Source organism: Variovorax sp. GW823-FHT04F07, from assembly GCF_058795995.1.
Genome location: NZ_JBXAIG010000007.1, coordinates 247,413 through 263,264 on the forward strand (window position 1 = coordinate 247,413; position 15,852 = coordinate 263,264).

Sequence of the window (15,852 nt, forward strand, 5' to 3'; positions counted from 1 at the left end):
ACGAACGCCGGCTCACACGCCCAGGTAGCGCGTCCACAGCGACCGGTCGGCGTCGAGCGCGGCCGAGTCGCCCTGCCACACCACGCGTCCGCGCTCGAGGATCACGTGGCGGTCGGCCAACGGCAGCAGGCGCTGCACGTACTTGTCGACCACCAGGATCGCTTCGCCTTCGGACTTCAGCGTGGCGATGCAGTGCCAGATCTCCTCGCGGATCACCGGCGCCAGGCCTTCGGTGGCTTCGTCGAGGATCAGCAGGCGCGGGTGTGTCGACAGTGCGCGCGCAATGGCCAGCATCTGCTGCTCGCCGCCCGAGAGCTGGTTGCCCGCGTTGGCCTTGCGTTCCGACAGGCGCGGAAAGAGCTTGTAGAGCGCCTCCACGGTCCAGCGCGGCGCGCTGCCGGGCCGGGGCCGTGCGAAGGCGCGCAGGTGCTCGTCCACGCTGAGGTTGGGGAACACATGGCGCCCCTCGGGCACGATGGCCATGCCGCGCCGCGCGATCGCGTCGGGCCGGTGGCCGCCGATGGCCGCGCCGCAGAACTGCACGCCGCCGCGCATCGGCGCGATGGTGCCGGTCAGCACCTTCAGCAGCGTGCTCTTGCCCATGCCGTTGCGACCCAGCAGCGCCATCACTTCGCCCGCGCCGACGCGCACGTCGATGCCGAACAGCACCTGGCTGGCGCCGTAGCCGGCTTCGATGGCGGTGGCCTCGAGCAGGGTGGATGTCGTGGTCGTCGTGCTCATGCGTGTCCTTCCGCTTCGGTGCCGAGGTACACGGCTTGCACATCGGGGTGGCCCCGCACTTCGTCGGCCGTGCCGCTCATCAGCACCTTGCCCTGCACCAGCACCGTGAGCCGGTTGGCGAGGCGGAACACGGCGTCCATGTCGTGCTCGATGAGCAGGATGGCCATCGATGCGCGCAGCGATTCGATGAGATCGACCATGCGCGCCGACTCGTCGGGGCCCATGCCGGCCATCGGCTCGTCGAGCAGCAGCAGTTTGGGTTCGGCGGCCAATGCCAAGGCCACGTCGAGCGCGCGCTGCGCGCCGTGCGGCAGCGTGCCCGCGATGCGGTGGCGCTCGCTGCCCAGGCCCACGCGGTCGGCCAGCGCATGGGCGCGGTCGACCAGGTCGCGTTCGTTCGCACGCGGTGCCAGGAAACGCAGGCTGCTGCCCGCATGGGCCTGCGCCGCGAGCATCAGGTTGTCGTGCACCGTTTCCTTGGCGAACACGCGCGTCACCTGGAAGCAGCGCGACATGCCGGCGGCCACGCGCTGGTGGTCCTTGTAGGCCGTGATGTCCTGCCCGTCGAGCATCAGCCGGCCCGCGTCGGCCTCCAGCAGGCCGGTGATGAGGTTCACCAGCGTGGTCTTGCCCGCGCCGTTGGGACCGATGAGCGCATGCACTTCGCCGCGCTCCACCGTGAGGCTCACATGGTCGGTCGCCAGCAGGCCGCCGAAGCGCTTGACCAACCCTTCGATTCTGAACAGGCTCATGGCTTGGCGCTCCCTGCGGCCGTTGCAGCGGAAGCCGCTGCTGCTGCGACCGTGCGGCGTTTCGTCGACAGTGCGGCGAGGCCGCGCGGGGCCCAGAGGGCGACGGCGATCAGCAGCAGGCCCAGCGGCATGTGCCAGTGTTCGGTGTGCTGCTTGAGCACTTCCTCCAGCACCAGCCAGACCACGGCGCCCACCGGCCCGCCCCAGCTGCGGCCCAGGCCGCCGATGACGACCATCACCACCAGCGTGGCCGACTGCGTCCAGTGCATGGTCGCCGGGCTCACGAAGCCGTTGCCGCCGGCCAGCAGCGCGCCGGCCAGCCCGGCGATCGCGCCCGCGAGGGTGAAGGCCACGAGCTGCAGCCGGAACACCGGGTAGCCCAGCGCGCGCATGCGCGTCTCGTTGTCGCGGATGCCCATCAGCGCATGGCCGAAGCGCGCCTGCGTGGCGCGGTGCAGCCACCACAGCGCGAGCGCCACCACCACGAGCACCACCCAGTAGAAGGTCGATTCGTTGCCCAGGTCCAGGCCCGGCAGCAGCGTGGGGCGCGACATCAGCGTGTAGCCGTCGTCGCCGCCGTACTTGCGCAGCGACACGACGACGAAGTACAGCATCTGCGCAAAAGCCAGCGTGGTCATGATGAAGTACACGCCGCGCGTGCGCAGCGCCACCGTGCCGATCAGCGCGGCCACGAGGCCCGCCACCAGCGCGGCCAGCGGCCACAGGATCCAGGCCGACATCACGCCGGCGTCGCTGAGCGCCACCACCGTGTAGGCGCCCATGCCGATGAAGCCCGCATGCCCGAGCGCCACCATGCCGCCGAAGCCGAGGATGAAGTTCAGGCTCGCGGCGGCCAGCGCGACGACGAGCACGCGCCGCACGAAGCCGATGTAGAAGTCGAGCCCGAACAGCGGCGCGACCAGCGGAAAGGCCGCGAGCGCCACGAGGAGCAGCCCGAGGCCGAAGGTGCGTGACGAGGGTTTCATGCGCGGGCGGAGAAGAGGCCCGAGGGCCGGAAGATCAGGACGACGACCATGAGCGCGTACATCGCCACCTCGGCGAACAGCGGCCCCAGGTCGGCCGCCGTGGCGGGTGGCAGCGTGGCGCGCAGCAGCATCGGCACGAAGGCGCGGCCGATGGTGTCGACCACGCCGACCAGCAGCGCGGCCACGAAGGCACCGCGCACCGAGCCGATGCCGCCGATCACCAGCACCACCAGCGCCGGGATCAGGATGGCTTCGCCCATGCCCACCTGCACCGCGACGATCGGGCCCATGAGCGCGCCGGCCAGCGCGGCCAGCGCCGCGCCGAGCAGGAACACGCCGTTGAAGATGCGGCCCACGCGCACGCCCATCAGCTCGGCCATCGGCCGGTCGGACGCCCCCGCGCGCACCCGCATGCCGATGCGCGTGTGGTTCACCAGCACGTACAGCGCCAGCGCCATCAGCAGGCCGCCCGCGAGCACCACGAGGCGGTACGAGGGGTAGGGCAGGCCGTCCATCAGCTCGACCGGTCCCGAGAGCGCGGCCGGCGTGGGCGCCATCACGGGCGAGGGGCCCCAGATCATCTTGACGATGTCGTCGGCCACCAGGATCACGCCGAAGGTGGCGAGCACCTGCGCCAGGTGGTCGCGCTTGTAGAGGCGGCGCATCAGCAGCACCTCGATCAGCAGCGCCACCACCACGGTGACGAGCACCGCGACGACGATGGCGGCGGCGAACGAGCCGGTGCGCGTGTGCGCCTCGGCCGCCACGTAGGCGCCGGCCATGAACAGCGAGCCGTGCGCCAGGTTCAGCACGTCCATGATGCCGAACACCAGCGTGAGGCCCGCCGCCAGAAGAAAGAGCATCAGGCCGTAGCCGATGCCGTTGAGCAATTGCTCGAGGACGAGGATGCCGCTCATGAAAAGACGAGCCGCATCACTTCATGTTGCACTTGGCGGCGTAGCTGTCTCCGTAGTTCGTGAGAACCGTGTTGATCAGCTTGTTCGTCACCTTGCCTTGCGCGTCCTTGCCTATCACGCGCAGGTAGAAGTTCTCGATGGGAAAGTGGTTGTTCGCGTACTTGAAGGTGCCGCGCGTCGAGGCGTAGTTGGCCTTCTTCAGGGCGGCGACCACGGCGTCGCGGTTCTGCGCGTTGCCGCCCGATTGCTTCACGGCGGCGTCCATCGCGAGGATCGCGTCGTAGGCCTGCGCGGCGTACACCGACGGGTAGCGGCCGTTGTATTCCTTGCGGAAGGCCGCCACGAAGGCCTTGTTGGCGGCGTTGTCCAGGTCGTGCGCCCAGTGCGAGGTGTTGAACAGGCCGAGCATGGGCTCGCCCACGGCGCCGATCACGTCCTCGTCGGCCGAGAAGCCGCTGGTGACGAGCGTGATGTCCTTGGACAGGCCCGCGCCCACGAACTGCTTGATGAAGTTGATGCCCATCGCGCCGGGCAGGAAGAAGTAGATCGAGTCGGGCTTGGCCGCGCGCAGCTGCGCGAGTTCGGCGGCGTAGTCGATCTGGCCCAGCTTGGTGTACAACTCGTCGGCCACCTGGCCCTTGAACTGGCGCTTGAAGCCGCCCAGCGCATCCTTGCCGGCCGGGTAGTTGGGGGCGATGAGCACGATCTTCTTGAACGCGCGGTCTTGTGCGAACTTGCCGGCGGCCTCGTGGAACTGGTCGTTCTGGTAGGCGGTGCCGAAGAAGTAGGGGCTGCACTGCGCACCGGCGAACTGGCTCGGGCCGGCGTTGGCCGACAGGTAGGGCACCTTGGCGTTGAACAGCGTCGGGCCCACGGCCAGCGCCACGTTGGAGCCGATGGGGCCGCTGAAGATGTCGATCTTGTCGCGCTGGATCATGCGGTCGACCAGCTGCTTGGCCTGGTCGGGGCTGCCGGCCATGTCGGCCTGCACGAACTCCACGTCCTGCCCGCCGAGCTTGCCGTTCAGCTGCTTGATGCCCAGCGCGAAGCCGTCACGCGCCTCGGCGCCCAGGGCCGCGAAAGGCCCCGAGATGTCAAGGGCCAAACCCACCTTGACCGGCGCGGCCACGGCCGACACCGAGGCCCCGAGGGCGGCGCCGCAGAGCAGCAGCGAGATCAGGGTGCGCGGCAGCGCGGGCGATTTCAGGAACGTGGGGCGCATCGGGTTCTCCGGCTAGGGAAGGGTTGAGACAACTGAACTGTTGATAGTTAAATACTTTAGCCGTAAACAATTCGGTGTCAACGGTACTAGCACGAATGGTGCCAGTGAACCGTGTCGCTTCCGTCGCGTCGGTCTCTTCCAGGAACACCGCGGAACCGGCTTTGCCGGGCCGCTGGTGTTGCCCCCTGCAAGGGGGTTGGCGTAGCGACACGAAGTGCGCGAAGACTGGGGGTTAGCCAAAAGGACTTGCTGTGGCGAACCAGAGGCCGATGCCCGTTGCGATGATGAAGGCCCCGTCGGTCACGCCCGCGACCAGGAAGAACTTGGTCTGCAGCGTGTCGACCAGCTCGGGCTGGCGCGTCGTGCCTTCGAGGAACTTCTGGCCCACCAGCGCGATGCCGATGCACGAACCCAGTGCGGCAATGCCGATCAGCAGGGCAACGGCGAGCGGGAGGATGTTGAAGCCGGTCATGGTTTTTTCTCCTGGTTGATGAATCGATGGACCCACTGTTCCAGAACGGGTGCATCGAATCCATGACGCGGGAGGTCATGCGCCAGACGAAAAAAAGGCCGGCCGTCGAAACGGCCGGCCTGGGCTCAGGCGCGAAGCGGGGTGCTTACGGCAGCTGTGTCCAGTTCTGGTTGTTGCCGCCGTTGCAGGTCCAGGTGATCAGCGCCGTGTCCTGCGTGGTCGAGCCGTTCGGCACGTCCAGGCACGAGCCCGAGGCGCGGTTGCGCACCGTGCCGCCCACCAGGCTCCACTGCGCCGTGTTGCCCGACGAGCAGGCCACCTGCACGACGGCCGCGTTCGTGGTCGCCGTGCCGTTCTGCGCCAGGCACAGGCCGCTGTGCTCGGCGATGAACTGCACGTAGCCGCCGGTGATCGGCGTCATCGTGAATTTCTCGTTGCCCGCGTTGCCGCACGGCCACTGCACCGCCGTCGCGCCGCTGGTGGTCGAGGCGCCCTTGATGTTCACGCACATCGTCGGGTTGAGGTCGGAGCGCAGCCGTGTGACCACCGCCGGGGCGGTGTCCTGCGAGCGCACGTACTCGCGCAGCGCCACCACGTCGTTCGCCGGCAGGCTGGACGCGTTGCCGTGGCCGCCCGCGAGCAGGTCCTGCAGCGTGGCCGCCTGGCCGTTGTGGAAGAACGCGGTGGTGTTCCAGGTGCCCGACAGGGTCGGCGTGTCGAAGCCCACGCCCGCCAGCGGCTGGTTGCTGCCCTTGCCCGACGAGGCCTGGATGGTGCCCACGTCGTGCCGCAGGCCGTCGCGGAAGGTGGCGCCCGTGTGGCAGGTGGCGCACTGGGCCGTGTTGAACACGGTCTGTCCGCGCACCGCGTCCACGCTCAGGCTGCCGTCCGCGGCGCGCGCCGGGCTGCGCATGTACTTGTTGAGCGAACCCAGGTACACGGCCAGGTCGTCCAGCTGCGCGCTCTTGCCGGCCTTCGGGGCGCCCAGCGGGGCCTGCGTGGCGGTCCAGTCGGCATTGCTCAGGAAGCCGGTGCCGCCGAACTCGTTGCGGATGTCGTTCTCGAAGTCCTGCACCTCGTCGAAGTTGGCCGTCCAGTGCAGCTTGCCGTGGCTGGTGCCGCGCCGCCCCTGCAGGCTGATGGTGCGGCGCAGGCCTTCGCCGCGCTGGGTGAAGTCCCACACCATGCCGTCGTCGCCGCCGTCCGCGTGGCAGCTGGCGCAGGAGATGTAGTTGTCCTTGCTCATGCGCCGGTCGGCCGCGTTGTAGAACACCTGCTTGCCGCGCAGCGCCGCGGCCGCCATCGGCTCCTGCGCCACGGTGGCCACGTTCTGCAGGAAGATCGCCGCGTTGGTCTCGGCCGACAGCACCTTCGCCACGTCGTGCACCGACACCGAGCGCGCCAGGAAGTTGTTCACGAACAACCGCTTGCGCGCCGCATCGAGGTACAGGCCATGCGGGGCGCTGCTGGCGTTGATCTCGCCGCGAATCGCGCGGGTGTAGCTGTCGACGATGGCGACGCGGTTGCCTTCCATCTGCGCCACGAACAGGTAGTCGCCGGCGGGCGAGTACAGCGCGGCGCGCGCGGGGGCGCGGTCGTCGAAGTCGATCTGCTCGGAGAACACCTCGGCGGCGCTTTGCAGGTTCACCTGCGACAGGATCGAGCGCACCGTCTGGTCGTGCGGCAGGTCCTTGCCGTCGCGGAAGCGGCCGCGCACGATGTTGTCCTTCTTCGAAGGCAGCACGGCACGCGAGCCGTCGGGCGAGATCACCACCTGGCTCAGGTAGTTGGCCACGCCGCGCGCGCGGCTCTCGGTGTCGACGGTCGTGGTGTCCACCGGCAGCGGGATGGTCTGCAGCGCGGTCAGCGACTGCAGGTTGACCTTGTGCAGCTGGCCGCCCGTCATCTTCGACTTGAAGCGCGTGACGTAGGCCGCCTGCGAGTCGGCGCTCACGGCGATGCCGCGCACGCCGCCCTCGAGCGCCAGCGCACCGGTGGTGGCGCCGTTGCTGGGGTCGAAGCTCATGAGCACCGACTTGCTTTCCAGCGTGAGCAGGCCCTTGGCGCCGTTGGGCGTGAAGGCCACGCCGTACGGGCCGCTGCCGTAGGCCAGCGGGATCGACACCGACTGCGAGCCGTCGGCGGCGTTGAGCGCCACCAGCTTGTCCTCGCCCTGCACCGCGACCCAGATGCGGCCGTCGGGGCCGACGGCCAGCGTCTTGGCCTCGTCGCCGACGCGCACTTCCCACAGCTTGGCAAGGGTCTGCGCGTCGATGGCGGCCACCGTGCCGCTGTCGGGGTTCACCGAGTACACCCGGCTCGCATCGCCCGCGATGTTGGTCGTGTGCGTGGGCGCGGTCGCGGTGACCGGCGCGATGACGGTCACGTTGTAGGTGTAGTAGGTCTCGCGGCCGCTGCTGTCCTTCACCGTCAGGGTCACCGTGTAGTGGCCGGGGGTGGTGTAGGTGTAGCTCGTGTTCGGCTGGTTCGAGAAGGCCGTCTGCGTGCCGTTGCCGAAGTTCCAGCGGAACTGCACGCCGCTGGCGCCGAGCGTCGCGGGGTTGAAGCTCAGCTGGCCGTTGACCAGCTTGGGCCCGCCGCCCAGGCCCGGGTCGCCGATGATGGCCTGGCCGCGCAGCGTGTCCACCTCGGCCTGGCCGAGCACGCGGCCGTACACGCGCACCTCGGCCAGCGTGCCCTTGAAGAGCGCGGTGTTGCCCTGGATCTGGCCCATGACCTGGAACTTGGTCGACAGGCCCTTGGTGCCGGTCGGTCCGGTCGACGTGGTCTTCACGCCGTCGACGTACACCGCCTGCGCGCCCGAGGCCGCGTCGCGCGTGAGCACGACGTGGTGCCAGTTGCCGTCGTTCACGGCCGCGGTGGAGGTGGTGCCGCCGTCATTGCCCACCGAGAGCTTGATGCGCCCGCCGGTGTCCAGCCAGCCCCAGAACACGTCGTCGGTGCCGCCCGACTGGTCACGACCGAAGATGCCGGGCGCGGTCCACGAGTTGGCGGCGCCGGCCTGCGTGGTCTTCATGTAGAAGCTCAGCGAGGCGGTGCTGCCCAGCGCGCTGGCCACGGTGTCGTTCTTCAGCGGCACGCCCGCGGTGCGGTTCGCGAAGTTCAGGCCGATGCTCTCGAACGCGTCGCCGGTGGCGGGCGTGCCGTTGTTGGCGCCGATCTGGTCGCCCAGGTTGCCCGTCAGCGGCCAGTGGTGCATCAGGTTGATGTCGCTGGCGTTGCCGGTGTTGAAGGTGGAGCGGTAGTCGGCGCCGATGGCGTTGCCCGCATAGTCCTTCACGCCGTTGGCCGGCAGGAACACCTCATAGCTGGTGCCCGGCAGCAGCGGCTGCGCGGGATGGAAGTTGACGATGCCCAGCTGCACGCTGTAGGTGCCCGCCAGCGTGTTGCCGCCCACCGGACGCACGATGAAGGTGTTGCTGTTCACGCTCTCGGGCAGGATGTTGTCGGTCATGCCCAGGCCGATGCGCGAGCTGAGGGCCTGCTGCTTCGCACCGTTGGCGGGCGAGACCTGCTTCACTTCGGGCTTGGTGGTGTCGGGGTCCACCGCGTGCACGACGAAGCCGCTGCCCGAGCCGTGGTCGTTGCCCACGAAGACGAGGTTGCCGAACATCGCGACCTGGCCGTTGTCCGAATGCGAGAAGTTCGGGTCGTCTTCGCGCAGGATGCTGCCGCGGCCCACCTCCACGTGGTTGAGCGGGTTGCTCACGTCCACCTTGTGGATGCGGGTCTGCGCGCCCTGGATGACGTAGTTGTCCTGCGTGGCGCAGTAGAGCTGCTCGTCGATGACGAGCCGGTTGTCCTCGGCCACGAAGCGCGAGCGGTCGCTCAGGTCGTAGCTGTACATCTTGGCGCCGCTGCCGCGCGCAGAGGCGTGCACGCTCTTGCCGTCGAAGCAGGTCGCGTAATAGAACGGCGTGGCGCCGGCGATGGAATCGAGCACCTTGGGGTTGAGCGGGTCGGAGATGTCCAGGCTCGCGAAACCGCCGTTGCTTTCCATCGCGGTCAGCACCATGTGGTTGCCCATCGTGAAGATCGGGCCGAGCCGGAAGCCGCCGAGTTCGCCGGTGGGCACCGGGTTGGGCTTGCCGGCGCCGCGGTTGGCGACCACCGCGTTCGCGGGGTCCGTCGCGTCGACGATGAACATGCCTCGGCCGGCCGAGGCCACGTACAGGTAGGGCGCCTGCCACCACAGCTGCCAGGACACGTTCTCGTAGTCGCCCGAGTTGACGCCGGGCAGCACCAGCTTCTTCACCTGCTTGATGTCGTTGATGTCGGTGAAGTCCCAGAACTCGACGCCGTTGATGCTGGGCAGTACCACGTAGGTCTTGCCGCCGATCTTCGCGGTGCCGAAGGAGTGCGTCTCGCGGAATTCCTTGGTGCGGCCGCCTGTCGCGTCATCGGGCTCGTAGATCTTCTTGACGAGCCTGATCTGGCGCGGGTTCGACACGTCGTACAGCAGGAAGCCGCCGGGGCCGAGGCCGCTGTCCGGCGCGAAGGAGGTGAGGAAGTAGCCGTTGACCATGATGCCGGCGTTCATGCCGTAGTCCTTGCGGCCCGGGTACGTGGCGGGCACGTCGCGCGCCTCGTAGGCGTCGCTGTGCGCCGGGTCGAGCGGGTGCGCGGCGCTGGTGATCATCGACACCGGCTTGAACAGTTCCGCCGAGGTGTAGGTGAGGTTGCCCAGGCCCGGCCCCTGCAGCGGGAGCGGGTCGGCCACGACGGCGGCAGCCGCCGTGGCCATCTTGTTGAGGGTCGTCATCGGACTGACCCCGGTGATTGCCGCATGCGTCAGCAATGTGACGCACGGCACCAGGAACGCCATCAGGAAATACCGGATCTTCATCGTCGCCTCCAGGTTGTTTGAAGTTCGCAGGGAACCCTCTTGTCCTTGGTTCTCTCGAGTCACTCGGTCGCTTGCTGGGAAAGCGCACGCGCAGGCGCGCCCCCGGCGGGCAACGCATGCGTTGTCCGCCGTCCACTTCTTCTTCTGTCTTGCTCTCCCGCTGGTTGGCGCCGGCGCCTTCCGCGTGGAAGGCACCGGCGCCTGGGCGCTCTTATTTCACGCCGCCCGATTCGTAGAGGTTCCAGGCCGCTTCGGCGCTGGCACCGTCGTGGATCATGGCCATCAGTGCGCTCACCACCGCCGAGGGGTTGGCGTGCTGGTAGACGTTGCGGCCGTACACCATGCCGACGGCGCCCTGGTCCAGGAGCACGCGCGAACGCGCGAACACCTGCTGCAGGTCTTCGCGCCCGCCGCCGCGCACGAGCACGGGGCAGCGCGCGGCCTGCACCACGCGGTGGAAGTCGGTGGCATCGGTGGTGGGGTCGGCCTTGACGATGTCGGCGCCCATCTCGCGCGCCAGGCGCGTGAGCGTGACGATCTTTTCGGCGTCGCCGTCCACCATGTAGCGGCTGGTGGCCGTGGGCGCCTGCATCACGAGCGGCTCGATCATGAGCGGCATGCCGTAGCGGTCGCAGTCGGCGCGCACGCGGGCGATGTTCTGCACGCACTGGCGGAACAGGTCGGGCTCGTCGGGCAGCATGAACAGGTTGACGACCACGCAGGCCGCGTCCCGCTGCACGGCGGGCAGCACGGGGTCGTCCTGGTTCTGCAGCACGGCCCACATCACGCGGTGGTGCACGGCGTTGTAGGGGTTGCCCATGTCCAGGCGCATCACCAGCGCGGGGCGATCGCGCCCGGGCCGGTCCTGCAGCAGGTCGGACTGCCCGTAGTTCAGCTGGATCGCGTCGGGCTTCGCAGCCACGAGCTTGTCGATCACGCCGGGCATGTCCTCCAGGCCGTCCAGGAAGGTGGGTTCGTTGCACACGCCGTGGTCCAGGGCGATGTCCAGGCAGCGGCCGTTGTGCAGCAGGCGGTTGAGCCGCGCGGTCTTGTCTTTCGACATGAAGGAAGAACTCCGTGTTGAGGAAAAAGGAAGGGAAGAAATGCGCGCGCTCAGGCGAGCGCGTCCAGGTGGCGCTTGGCCGCAGCGTCGATGAGCTGCAGGGCTTCGCCGTCGAGCACGACCGCACCCGCGCCGGCGTTTTCAATGGCCTGCTGGCGCACGCGCGCACCGCACAGCGCCACCGAGACGGTGCCGCGGGCCACGGTCCAGGCGATCATCATCTGGCCGAAGGAGCAGCCCAGGTGCGTGCGCAGCGGCTCCAGCGTGTCGAAGAAGGCCTTCAGCTTCGCGCGGTTGGCTTCGCTGAAACGCGGGTTGGTGGCGCGCTGGTCGTCGCCCTTGAACTCGCGCGCGGGGTCGATGGGGCCGGCCAGCAGGCCCAGCGCCAGCGACGAGTAGCCCAGCACCGCCACGTTGTGCTCGGCGCACAGCGGCGCCAGCGTGGTCTCGATGCCGCGGTCGATGAGGCTGTAGAGCTCCTGCGCGGCATCGACGGGGCCGTGCTTGAGGTACTCCGAAAGAATTTCGGGCGTCGCGTTGCTCACGCCGATGGCGCGGATCTTTCCCTGCTTCTTGAGCGCCAGCAGCGCGTCCATGGTCTCGGCCACGGGCGTCGTGTGGTCCTGCCAGTGCGTGATGTACAGGTCGATGTAGTCGGTCTGCAGGCGCTTCAGGCTCTCTTCGCATTCATGGAAGATCGAGTCGCGCCCGAGGTAGCGGTACACCGGGTGGCCGTCTTCCTCGAAGAAGTGCGTGCCCTGCTGCGTGTGCCACACCAGGCCGCACTTGGTGGCGATCACGGCCTCGTGGCGACGGCCCTTCAGAGCGGTGCCGACGATGCTCTCGGAGCGGCCCAGGCCGTAGGCCGGTGCGGTGTCGATCAGGTTCACGCCCGCATCGAGCGAGGCCTGGATGGCGATCACGGCAGCGGCGTTGTCGCCGCCGCCCCACATCCATCCGCCCATGGCCCAGGTGCCCAGGCCGATGGCCGAGCATTCGATGCCCGAGGGGCCCAGGGTTGTCTTCTTCATTGGGGTTGCGCTGCTCATCGCTTGGTCTTTCTCGTGTTCAGGATGTGGTCGATGGTCACGGCCGCGAGCAGGATCAGGCCCTTGATCACGTCCTGCCAGTAAGGCGACACGTCGAGCAGGATCAGCGAGCTGGTCACCACCGACAGCAGGGCCAGGCCGAGCACGGCGCCGAGCACGGTGCCCGAGCCGCCCTTGAGGCTGGCGCCGCCGATCACGGCCGCGGCAATCACGTTGAGTTCCATGCCCATGCCGAAGGTCGGCGTGGCGGCGCCGAAGCGCGCCGTGTAGATCACGCCGGCCAGGCCCGCCGAGGCGGAGCACAGCACCGTGACCCAGAACTTCACGCGGCCCACGCGGATGCCGGCGTACAGCGCGGCCTTCTCGTTGCTGCCGGTGTAGAACACGCGGCGCAGCAGGGTGGAGCGGCGCAGCACGAAGTCGCTCACGATCACGATGGCCAGGAAGATCAGGATCACGGCCGGCACGCCGAACAGCGTGCCCTGGCCGATGAACTTGAACTCGGCCGGCAGCGAGAACAGCGACTGCGGCGTGCCCTGCGTGAGCGCCAGGCACAGGCCGCGCACGATCACCATGAAGGCCAGCGAGGCGATGAAGTGGTTCAGCCCGATGCGCGTGACGCAGCCGCCGATCATGGCGCCGATGAGGCCGCTGGCGCCGATGGCCACCAGGCTCGCGAGCCACGGGTCCATGCCCATGAGAAAGAGTTTGCCGGTCACCACCATCGCGAAGCACACCACCGAGCCCACCGACAGGTCGATGCCGCCGACGATGAGCAGGATGGTCATGCCCACCACCACGATGCCTTCGATGGAGAAGGACAGCAGCATCGCGCGCACGTTGTCCCAGGTGAGGAAGTAGGGCGATGCGAAGCTCATCGCGACGCACAGCGCCACGATGATCAGCACCAGCCCGGCCTCGCGCATGCTCGTGAGCTTGTTGGCCTGCTTCACGGGGTCTCCTGTTCGGCGGGGTTGCAGGGAGCCGGCCGTGGCCGTGGCCGCGGCGCCTGCGTCGATTCTGGTCGGAAAGTTCATGCCATTGCCTCTTCGGGTTCGCAAAGTCCGGAGGCCAGCCGCAGCAGGGCTTCCTCCGTCATCTCGTCATGGGCCAGTTCGCCCGCCAATCGCCCTTCGCGGATCACCAGTGCGCGGTCGCACAGGCCGATGATCTCGGGCAGTTCGGAAGAGATCACCACCACGCCCACGCCCTGGTCGGCCAGGTCGCGCAGGATGTGATGAATCTCGGATTTCGCGCCCACGTCCACGCCGCGCGTGGGCTCGTCCATCAGCAGCACTGCGGGCTGCGTGGCCAGCAGCTTGGCGATCGCCACCTTCTGCTGGTTGCCGCCCGACAGGCTCGACACCTCGATCGCCACGCCGTCCGACTTCAGGTTGAGCTTGGCGCCCAGCTGCACCGCGAGCCGGTGCTCGGTGGCGCGCTGCAGCAGGCCCAGGGCCGAGCTCACGCGGCGCAGCGCCATCGACGAGATGTTCTGCGCAATCGGCAGGTCGAGGAACACACCCGCCGCCTTGCGGTCTTCGCTGAGGTAGGCGATGCCTTCGCGCAGCGCGTCGCTGTACTTGCGGATCGACAGCGTCTTGCCGTTGAGCCGCACGGCGCCGCGCCGCGCGGGGCGCAGGCCGCACACGGTCTCGGCCAGCTCGCTGCGCCCGGCGCCCATGAGCCCGGCAATGCCGAGGATCTCGCCGCGCTGCAGCGTGAAGGAGATGCCGTGCACGCGCTCGTCGTCGGCGATGTTGTCGACTTCGAGCACGGGGCCGGCGTTGGCATCGGCAGCGGCGGATTGCTTGGGCGGGTAGTAGTTGCCCAGGTCGCGCCCGACCATGCGGCGCACCAGCTCGTCGGGCGTCATGCCTTCGAGCGGGCCGCTGTGCACGTTGCGTCCGTCGCGCAGCACGGTGGCGCGGTCGCAGTGCGTGAAGATCTCGGCCATGCGATGGCTGATGTAGATGATGCCGATGCCCTGCGCCTTGAGGTCGTGCAGCACCCGGAAGAGCGCGGCCGACTCGTTGTCGGTGAGGGCGGCGGTGGGCTCGTCGAGGATGAGCACCTTGCAGTCGAGCGTGAGCGCCTTGGCGATCTCCACCAGCTGCTGGCTCGAAATGCTCAGGTCGCGCACGAGCGCGGCCGGGTCGATGTCCTGGCCCAGGCGCGCCAGCACTGTCGCGGCGCGCGTGTTCAGCGCGGAGAAGTTCATCCACGCCTGCTTGCCGGCGTTGATTTCCGGCATGAAGATGTTCTCGGCCACGGTGGCGTCGGCGCACAGGGCGATCTCCTGGTGCACGAGGCCGATGCCCAGGCGCATGGCGTGGGCGGGGCCGTCGATGACGACCTTCTGGCCGCACAGCACGATCTCGCCTTCGTCGGGTTGGTGGATGCCGTCGATGATGTTCATCAGCGTCGACTTCCCCGCGCCGTTCTCGCCGCACAGGGCGTGGATCTCGCCGGCCTGCAGCGAGAAGTCCACGCCCGAGAGCGCGCGCGAAGCGCCGAAGCGCTTCGCGATGCCGCGCAGTTCAAGCAATGCGGCAGGGGTGCTCACTCGCCGATTCCCTTGGTGCCACGGCGGGCGAGGTACTTGTCCCAGTAGAAGTCGTCGGCGTTGGCCTTGCTGACCACGGCCAGGCCGTTGTCCAGGAAGGGCACCGACATCGGGTTGGTGCCGTTGCGCTTGGCGTCGTTCATCGGGTCGATGAGGCCCGGGTTCTTGGCCAGGAACAGCATCATCATGCCCATGTAGCCCTGCATGCCCTGGTTCGGGTTGATGGCGCCGAACACGTCGCCCGACTTGATCATGTCCAGGATCTTGGCGTTGACGTCGCAGCACATCACCTTGATGTTCTTCTTGGTCTCGACCTTGGCCTGCGCCGCGCCGAGCGCCGAGTTGGCCTCGGGCATGAAGAGGGCGCCCAGGTTCGGGTTGGCCTGCGCCAGGCTCAGCACGGCCTGGTAGGCCTTGTTCGGGTCCTGGTTGCTGGCGGCGCGGCCGACCAGCTTCATGCCCGGGTGCTTGGCCTTCATGCGGTTGACGAAGGCGGCGATGCGGCGGTCGTGGTTGTCCTGGCCCGGGTTCTCGAGCACGGCGTACTCGCCCTTGCCGTTCAGCGAGGCGGCGATGGCGTCGGCCGCCTGGTTGCCTTCGCGGTCGTTGTCGGAGGTGATGAACGAGGTGCGCTTGGAGTTGGGCGAATCGGCCGCGAAGGTCACGACCGGGATGCCCATCGCGGCGGCGCGGTTGATGGGTTCGATGAACGGGTCGGGGTTCATCGGGTGCAGCAGGATGCCGGCGGGCTTGCGCGCCAGTTCCTGTTCGAACGATGCGAGCTGCTTGTTCACGTCGTACTCCGGCGTGCCGGTGTAGCGGGTGCGAACGCCCAGCGTGCGGCCGAGCTGCTTCATCATTTCGTAGACCGGGAACCAGTACTCGACGCCCGAGACCATCACGTTCATCACGTAGACGTCGCTGGCATTGCCGCGCAGGCCGGCACCTGCCGCGGGGGCTGCGGCTTGCTGTTGCGCGAACGCGCTCGCACCGGCCAGGCCGATACCGGCGGCGGCCGCGGACTTCAGGAAATTACGCCTCATTCTTTGTCTCCTCACGTTGACTGGCAGAGCTTTCGGCCCGCCGTTGGGTGGCGGACCTGTGGACCGTGGTGTCACGACAGTTGTTATGACAGGCTAGAATGTAATGGCGGGCCGTTTCTCCCGATAACTAGGGGAAACGCTACTGGTGACAGCCTTTTTTTCCGCCGAAGCTGT

Annotated in this window: 12 protein-coding genes; all 12 read right to left on the minus strand. The window is 68.2% G+C overall.

All coding sequences use genetic code 11. The features are described 5' to 3' along the window. Positions 1–12: 12 nt before the first annotated feature. On the minus strand, positions 13–741 hold the full coding sequence (locus AC1RAA_RS27190; RefSeq protein ID WP_062476058.1) for an ABC transporter ATP-binding protein: 729 nt from the start codon (positions 739–741) through the stop codon (positions 13–15). After that, positions 738–1,493: an ABC transporter ATP-binding protein gene (locus AC1RAA_RS27195; RefSeq protein WP_159273561.1), complete on the minus strand. Its 756-nt coding sequence runs from the start codon at positions 1,491–1,493 to the stop codon at positions 738–740. The genes AC1RAA_RS27190 and AC1RAA_RS27195 overlap by 4 nt, the downstream gene beginning before the upstream one ends. Beyond that, positions 1,490–2,479, minus strand: a complete 990-nt coding sequence (locus tag AC1RAA_RS27200; protein ID WP_492731569.1) for a branched-chain amino acid ABC transporter permease — start codon at positions 2,477–2,479, stop codon at positions 1,490–1,492. The genes AC1RAA_RS27195 and AC1RAA_RS27200 overlap by 4 nt, the downstream gene beginning before the upstream one ends. After that, the gene (locus tag AC1RAA_RS27205; RefSeq protein WP_062476050.1) at positions 2,476–3,396 is read right to left on the minus strand and encodes a branched-chain amino acid ABC transporter permease; all 921 of its coding nucleotides are present in this window, start codon (positions 3,394–3,396) and stop codon (positions 2,476–2,478) included. Before AC1RAA_RS27205 ends, AC1RAA_RS27200 begins: the two co-directional genes overlap by 4 nt. Before the next feature lie 16 nt (positions 3,397–3,412). Next, positions 3,413–4,618: an ABC transporter substrate-binding protein gene (locus AC1RAA_RS27210; RefSeq protein WP_095743275.1), complete on the minus strand. Its 1,206-nt coding sequence runs from the start codon at positions 4,616–4,618 to the stop codon at positions 3,413–3,415. A gap of 232 nt (positions 4,619–4,850) precedes the next feature. Continuing rightward, the gene (gene atpE / locus AC1RAA_RS27215) at positions 4,851–5,090 is read right to left on the minus strand and encodes a F0F1 ATP synthase subunit C (protein ID WP_062476044.1); all 240 of its coding nucleotides are present in this window, start codon (positions 5,088–5,090) and stop codon (positions 4,851–4,853) included. A 145-nt stretch (positions 5,091–5,235) separates the two neighbouring features. Beyond that, on the minus strand, positions 5,236–9,957 hold the full coding sequence (locus AC1RAA_RS27220) for an Ig-like domain-containing protein (RefSeq protein WP_492731571.1): 4,722 nt from the start codon (positions 9,955–9,957) through the stop codon (positions 5,236–5,238). A gap of 211 nt (positions 9,958–10,168) precedes the next feature. Continuing rightward, entirely contained in the window at positions 10,169–11,020 is an 852-nt protein-coding gene (locus AC1RAA_RS27225) for a class I fructose-bisphosphate aldolase (protein ID WP_070063426.1), read from the minus strand. A 50-nt stretch (positions 11,021–11,070) separates the two neighbouring features. After that, entirely contained in the window at positions 11,071–12,051 is a 981-nt protein-coding gene (locus tag AC1RAA_RS27230) for an aldo/keto reductase (protein WP_492731573.1), read from the minus strand. Between the two features lie 14 nt (positions 12,052–12,065). Next, positions 12,066–13,106, minus strand: coding sequence for an ABC transporter permease (locus AC1RAA_RS27235; RefSeq protein ID WP_070063424.1), 1,041 nt, complete (start codon positions 13,104–13,106; stop codon positions 12,066–12,068). Beyond that, positions 13,103–14,635 (minus strand): sugar ABC transporter ATP-binding protein, encoded by a 1,533-nt coding sequence (locus AC1RAA_RS27240; RefSeq protein ID WP_492731575.1) that lies wholly within the window; start codon positions 14,633–14,635, stop codon positions 13,103–13,105. The genes AC1RAA_RS27235 and AC1RAA_RS27240 overlap by 4 nt, the downstream gene beginning before the upstream one ends. Further along, complete coding sequence (locus tag AC1RAA_RS27245; protein WP_056584185.1) at positions 14,632–15,678, minus strand: substrate-binding domain-containing protein; 1,047 nt, start codon at positions 15,676–15,678, stop codon at positions 14,632–14,634. The genes AC1RAA_RS27240 and AC1RAA_RS27245 overlap by 4 nt, the downstream gene beginning before the upstream one ends. Positions 15,679–15,852 lie beyond the last annotated feature (174 nt).

What these genes read in the sequence shown, in the direction of transcription:
- AC1RAA_RS27235 (WP_070063424.1), bottom strand. Translation starts at nt 13,106, where the DNA reads ATGAACTTTCCGACCAGAATCGACGCAGGCGCCGCGGCCACGGCCACG.
- AC1RAA_RS27230 (WP_492731573.1), bottom strand. Translation starts at nt 12,051, where the DNA reads ATGAAGAAGACAACCCTGGGCCCCTCGGGCATCGAATGCTCGGCCATC.
- AC1RAA_RS27245 (WP_056584185.1), bottom strand. Translation starts at nt 15,678, where the DNA reads ATGAGGCGTAATTTCCTGAAGTCCGCGGCCGCCGCCGGTATCGGCCTG.
- AC1RAA_RS27190 (WP_062476058.1), bottom strand. Translation starts at nt 741, where the DNA reads ATGAGCACGACGACCACGACATCCACCCTGCTCGAGGCCACCGCCATC.
- AC1RAA_RS27195 (WP_159273561.1), bottom strand. Translation starts at nt 1,493, where the DNA reads ATGAGCCTGTTCAGAATCGAAGGGTTGGTCAAGCGCTTCGGCGGCCTG.
- AC1RAA_RS27205 (WP_062476050.1), bottom strand. Translation starts at nt 3,396, where the DNA reads ATGAGCGGCATCCTCGTCCTCGAGCAATTGCTCAACGGCATCGGCTAC.
- atpE (WP_062476044.1), bottom strand. Translation starts at nt 5,090, where the DNA reads ATGACCGGCTTCAACATCCTCCCGCTCGCCGTTGCCCTGCTGATCGGC.
- AC1RAA_RS27220 (WP_492731571.1), bottom strand. Translation starts at nt 9,957, where the DNA reads ATGAAGATCCGGTATTTCCTGATGGCGTTCCTGGTGCCGTGCGTCACA.
- AC1RAA_RS27225 (WP_070063426.1), bottom strand. Translation starts at nt 11,020, where the DNA reads ATGTCGAAAGACAAGACCGCGCGGCTCAACCGCCTGCTGCACAACGGC.
- AC1RAA_RS27200 (WP_492731569.1), bottom strand. Translation starts at nt 2,479, where the DNA reads ATGAAACCCTCGTCACGCACCTTCGGCCTCGGGCTGCTCCTCGTGGCG.
- AC1RAA_RS27210 (WP_095743275.1), bottom strand. Translation starts at nt 4,618, where the DNA reads ATGCGCCCCACGTTCCTGAAATCGCCCGCGCTGCCGCGCACCCTGATC.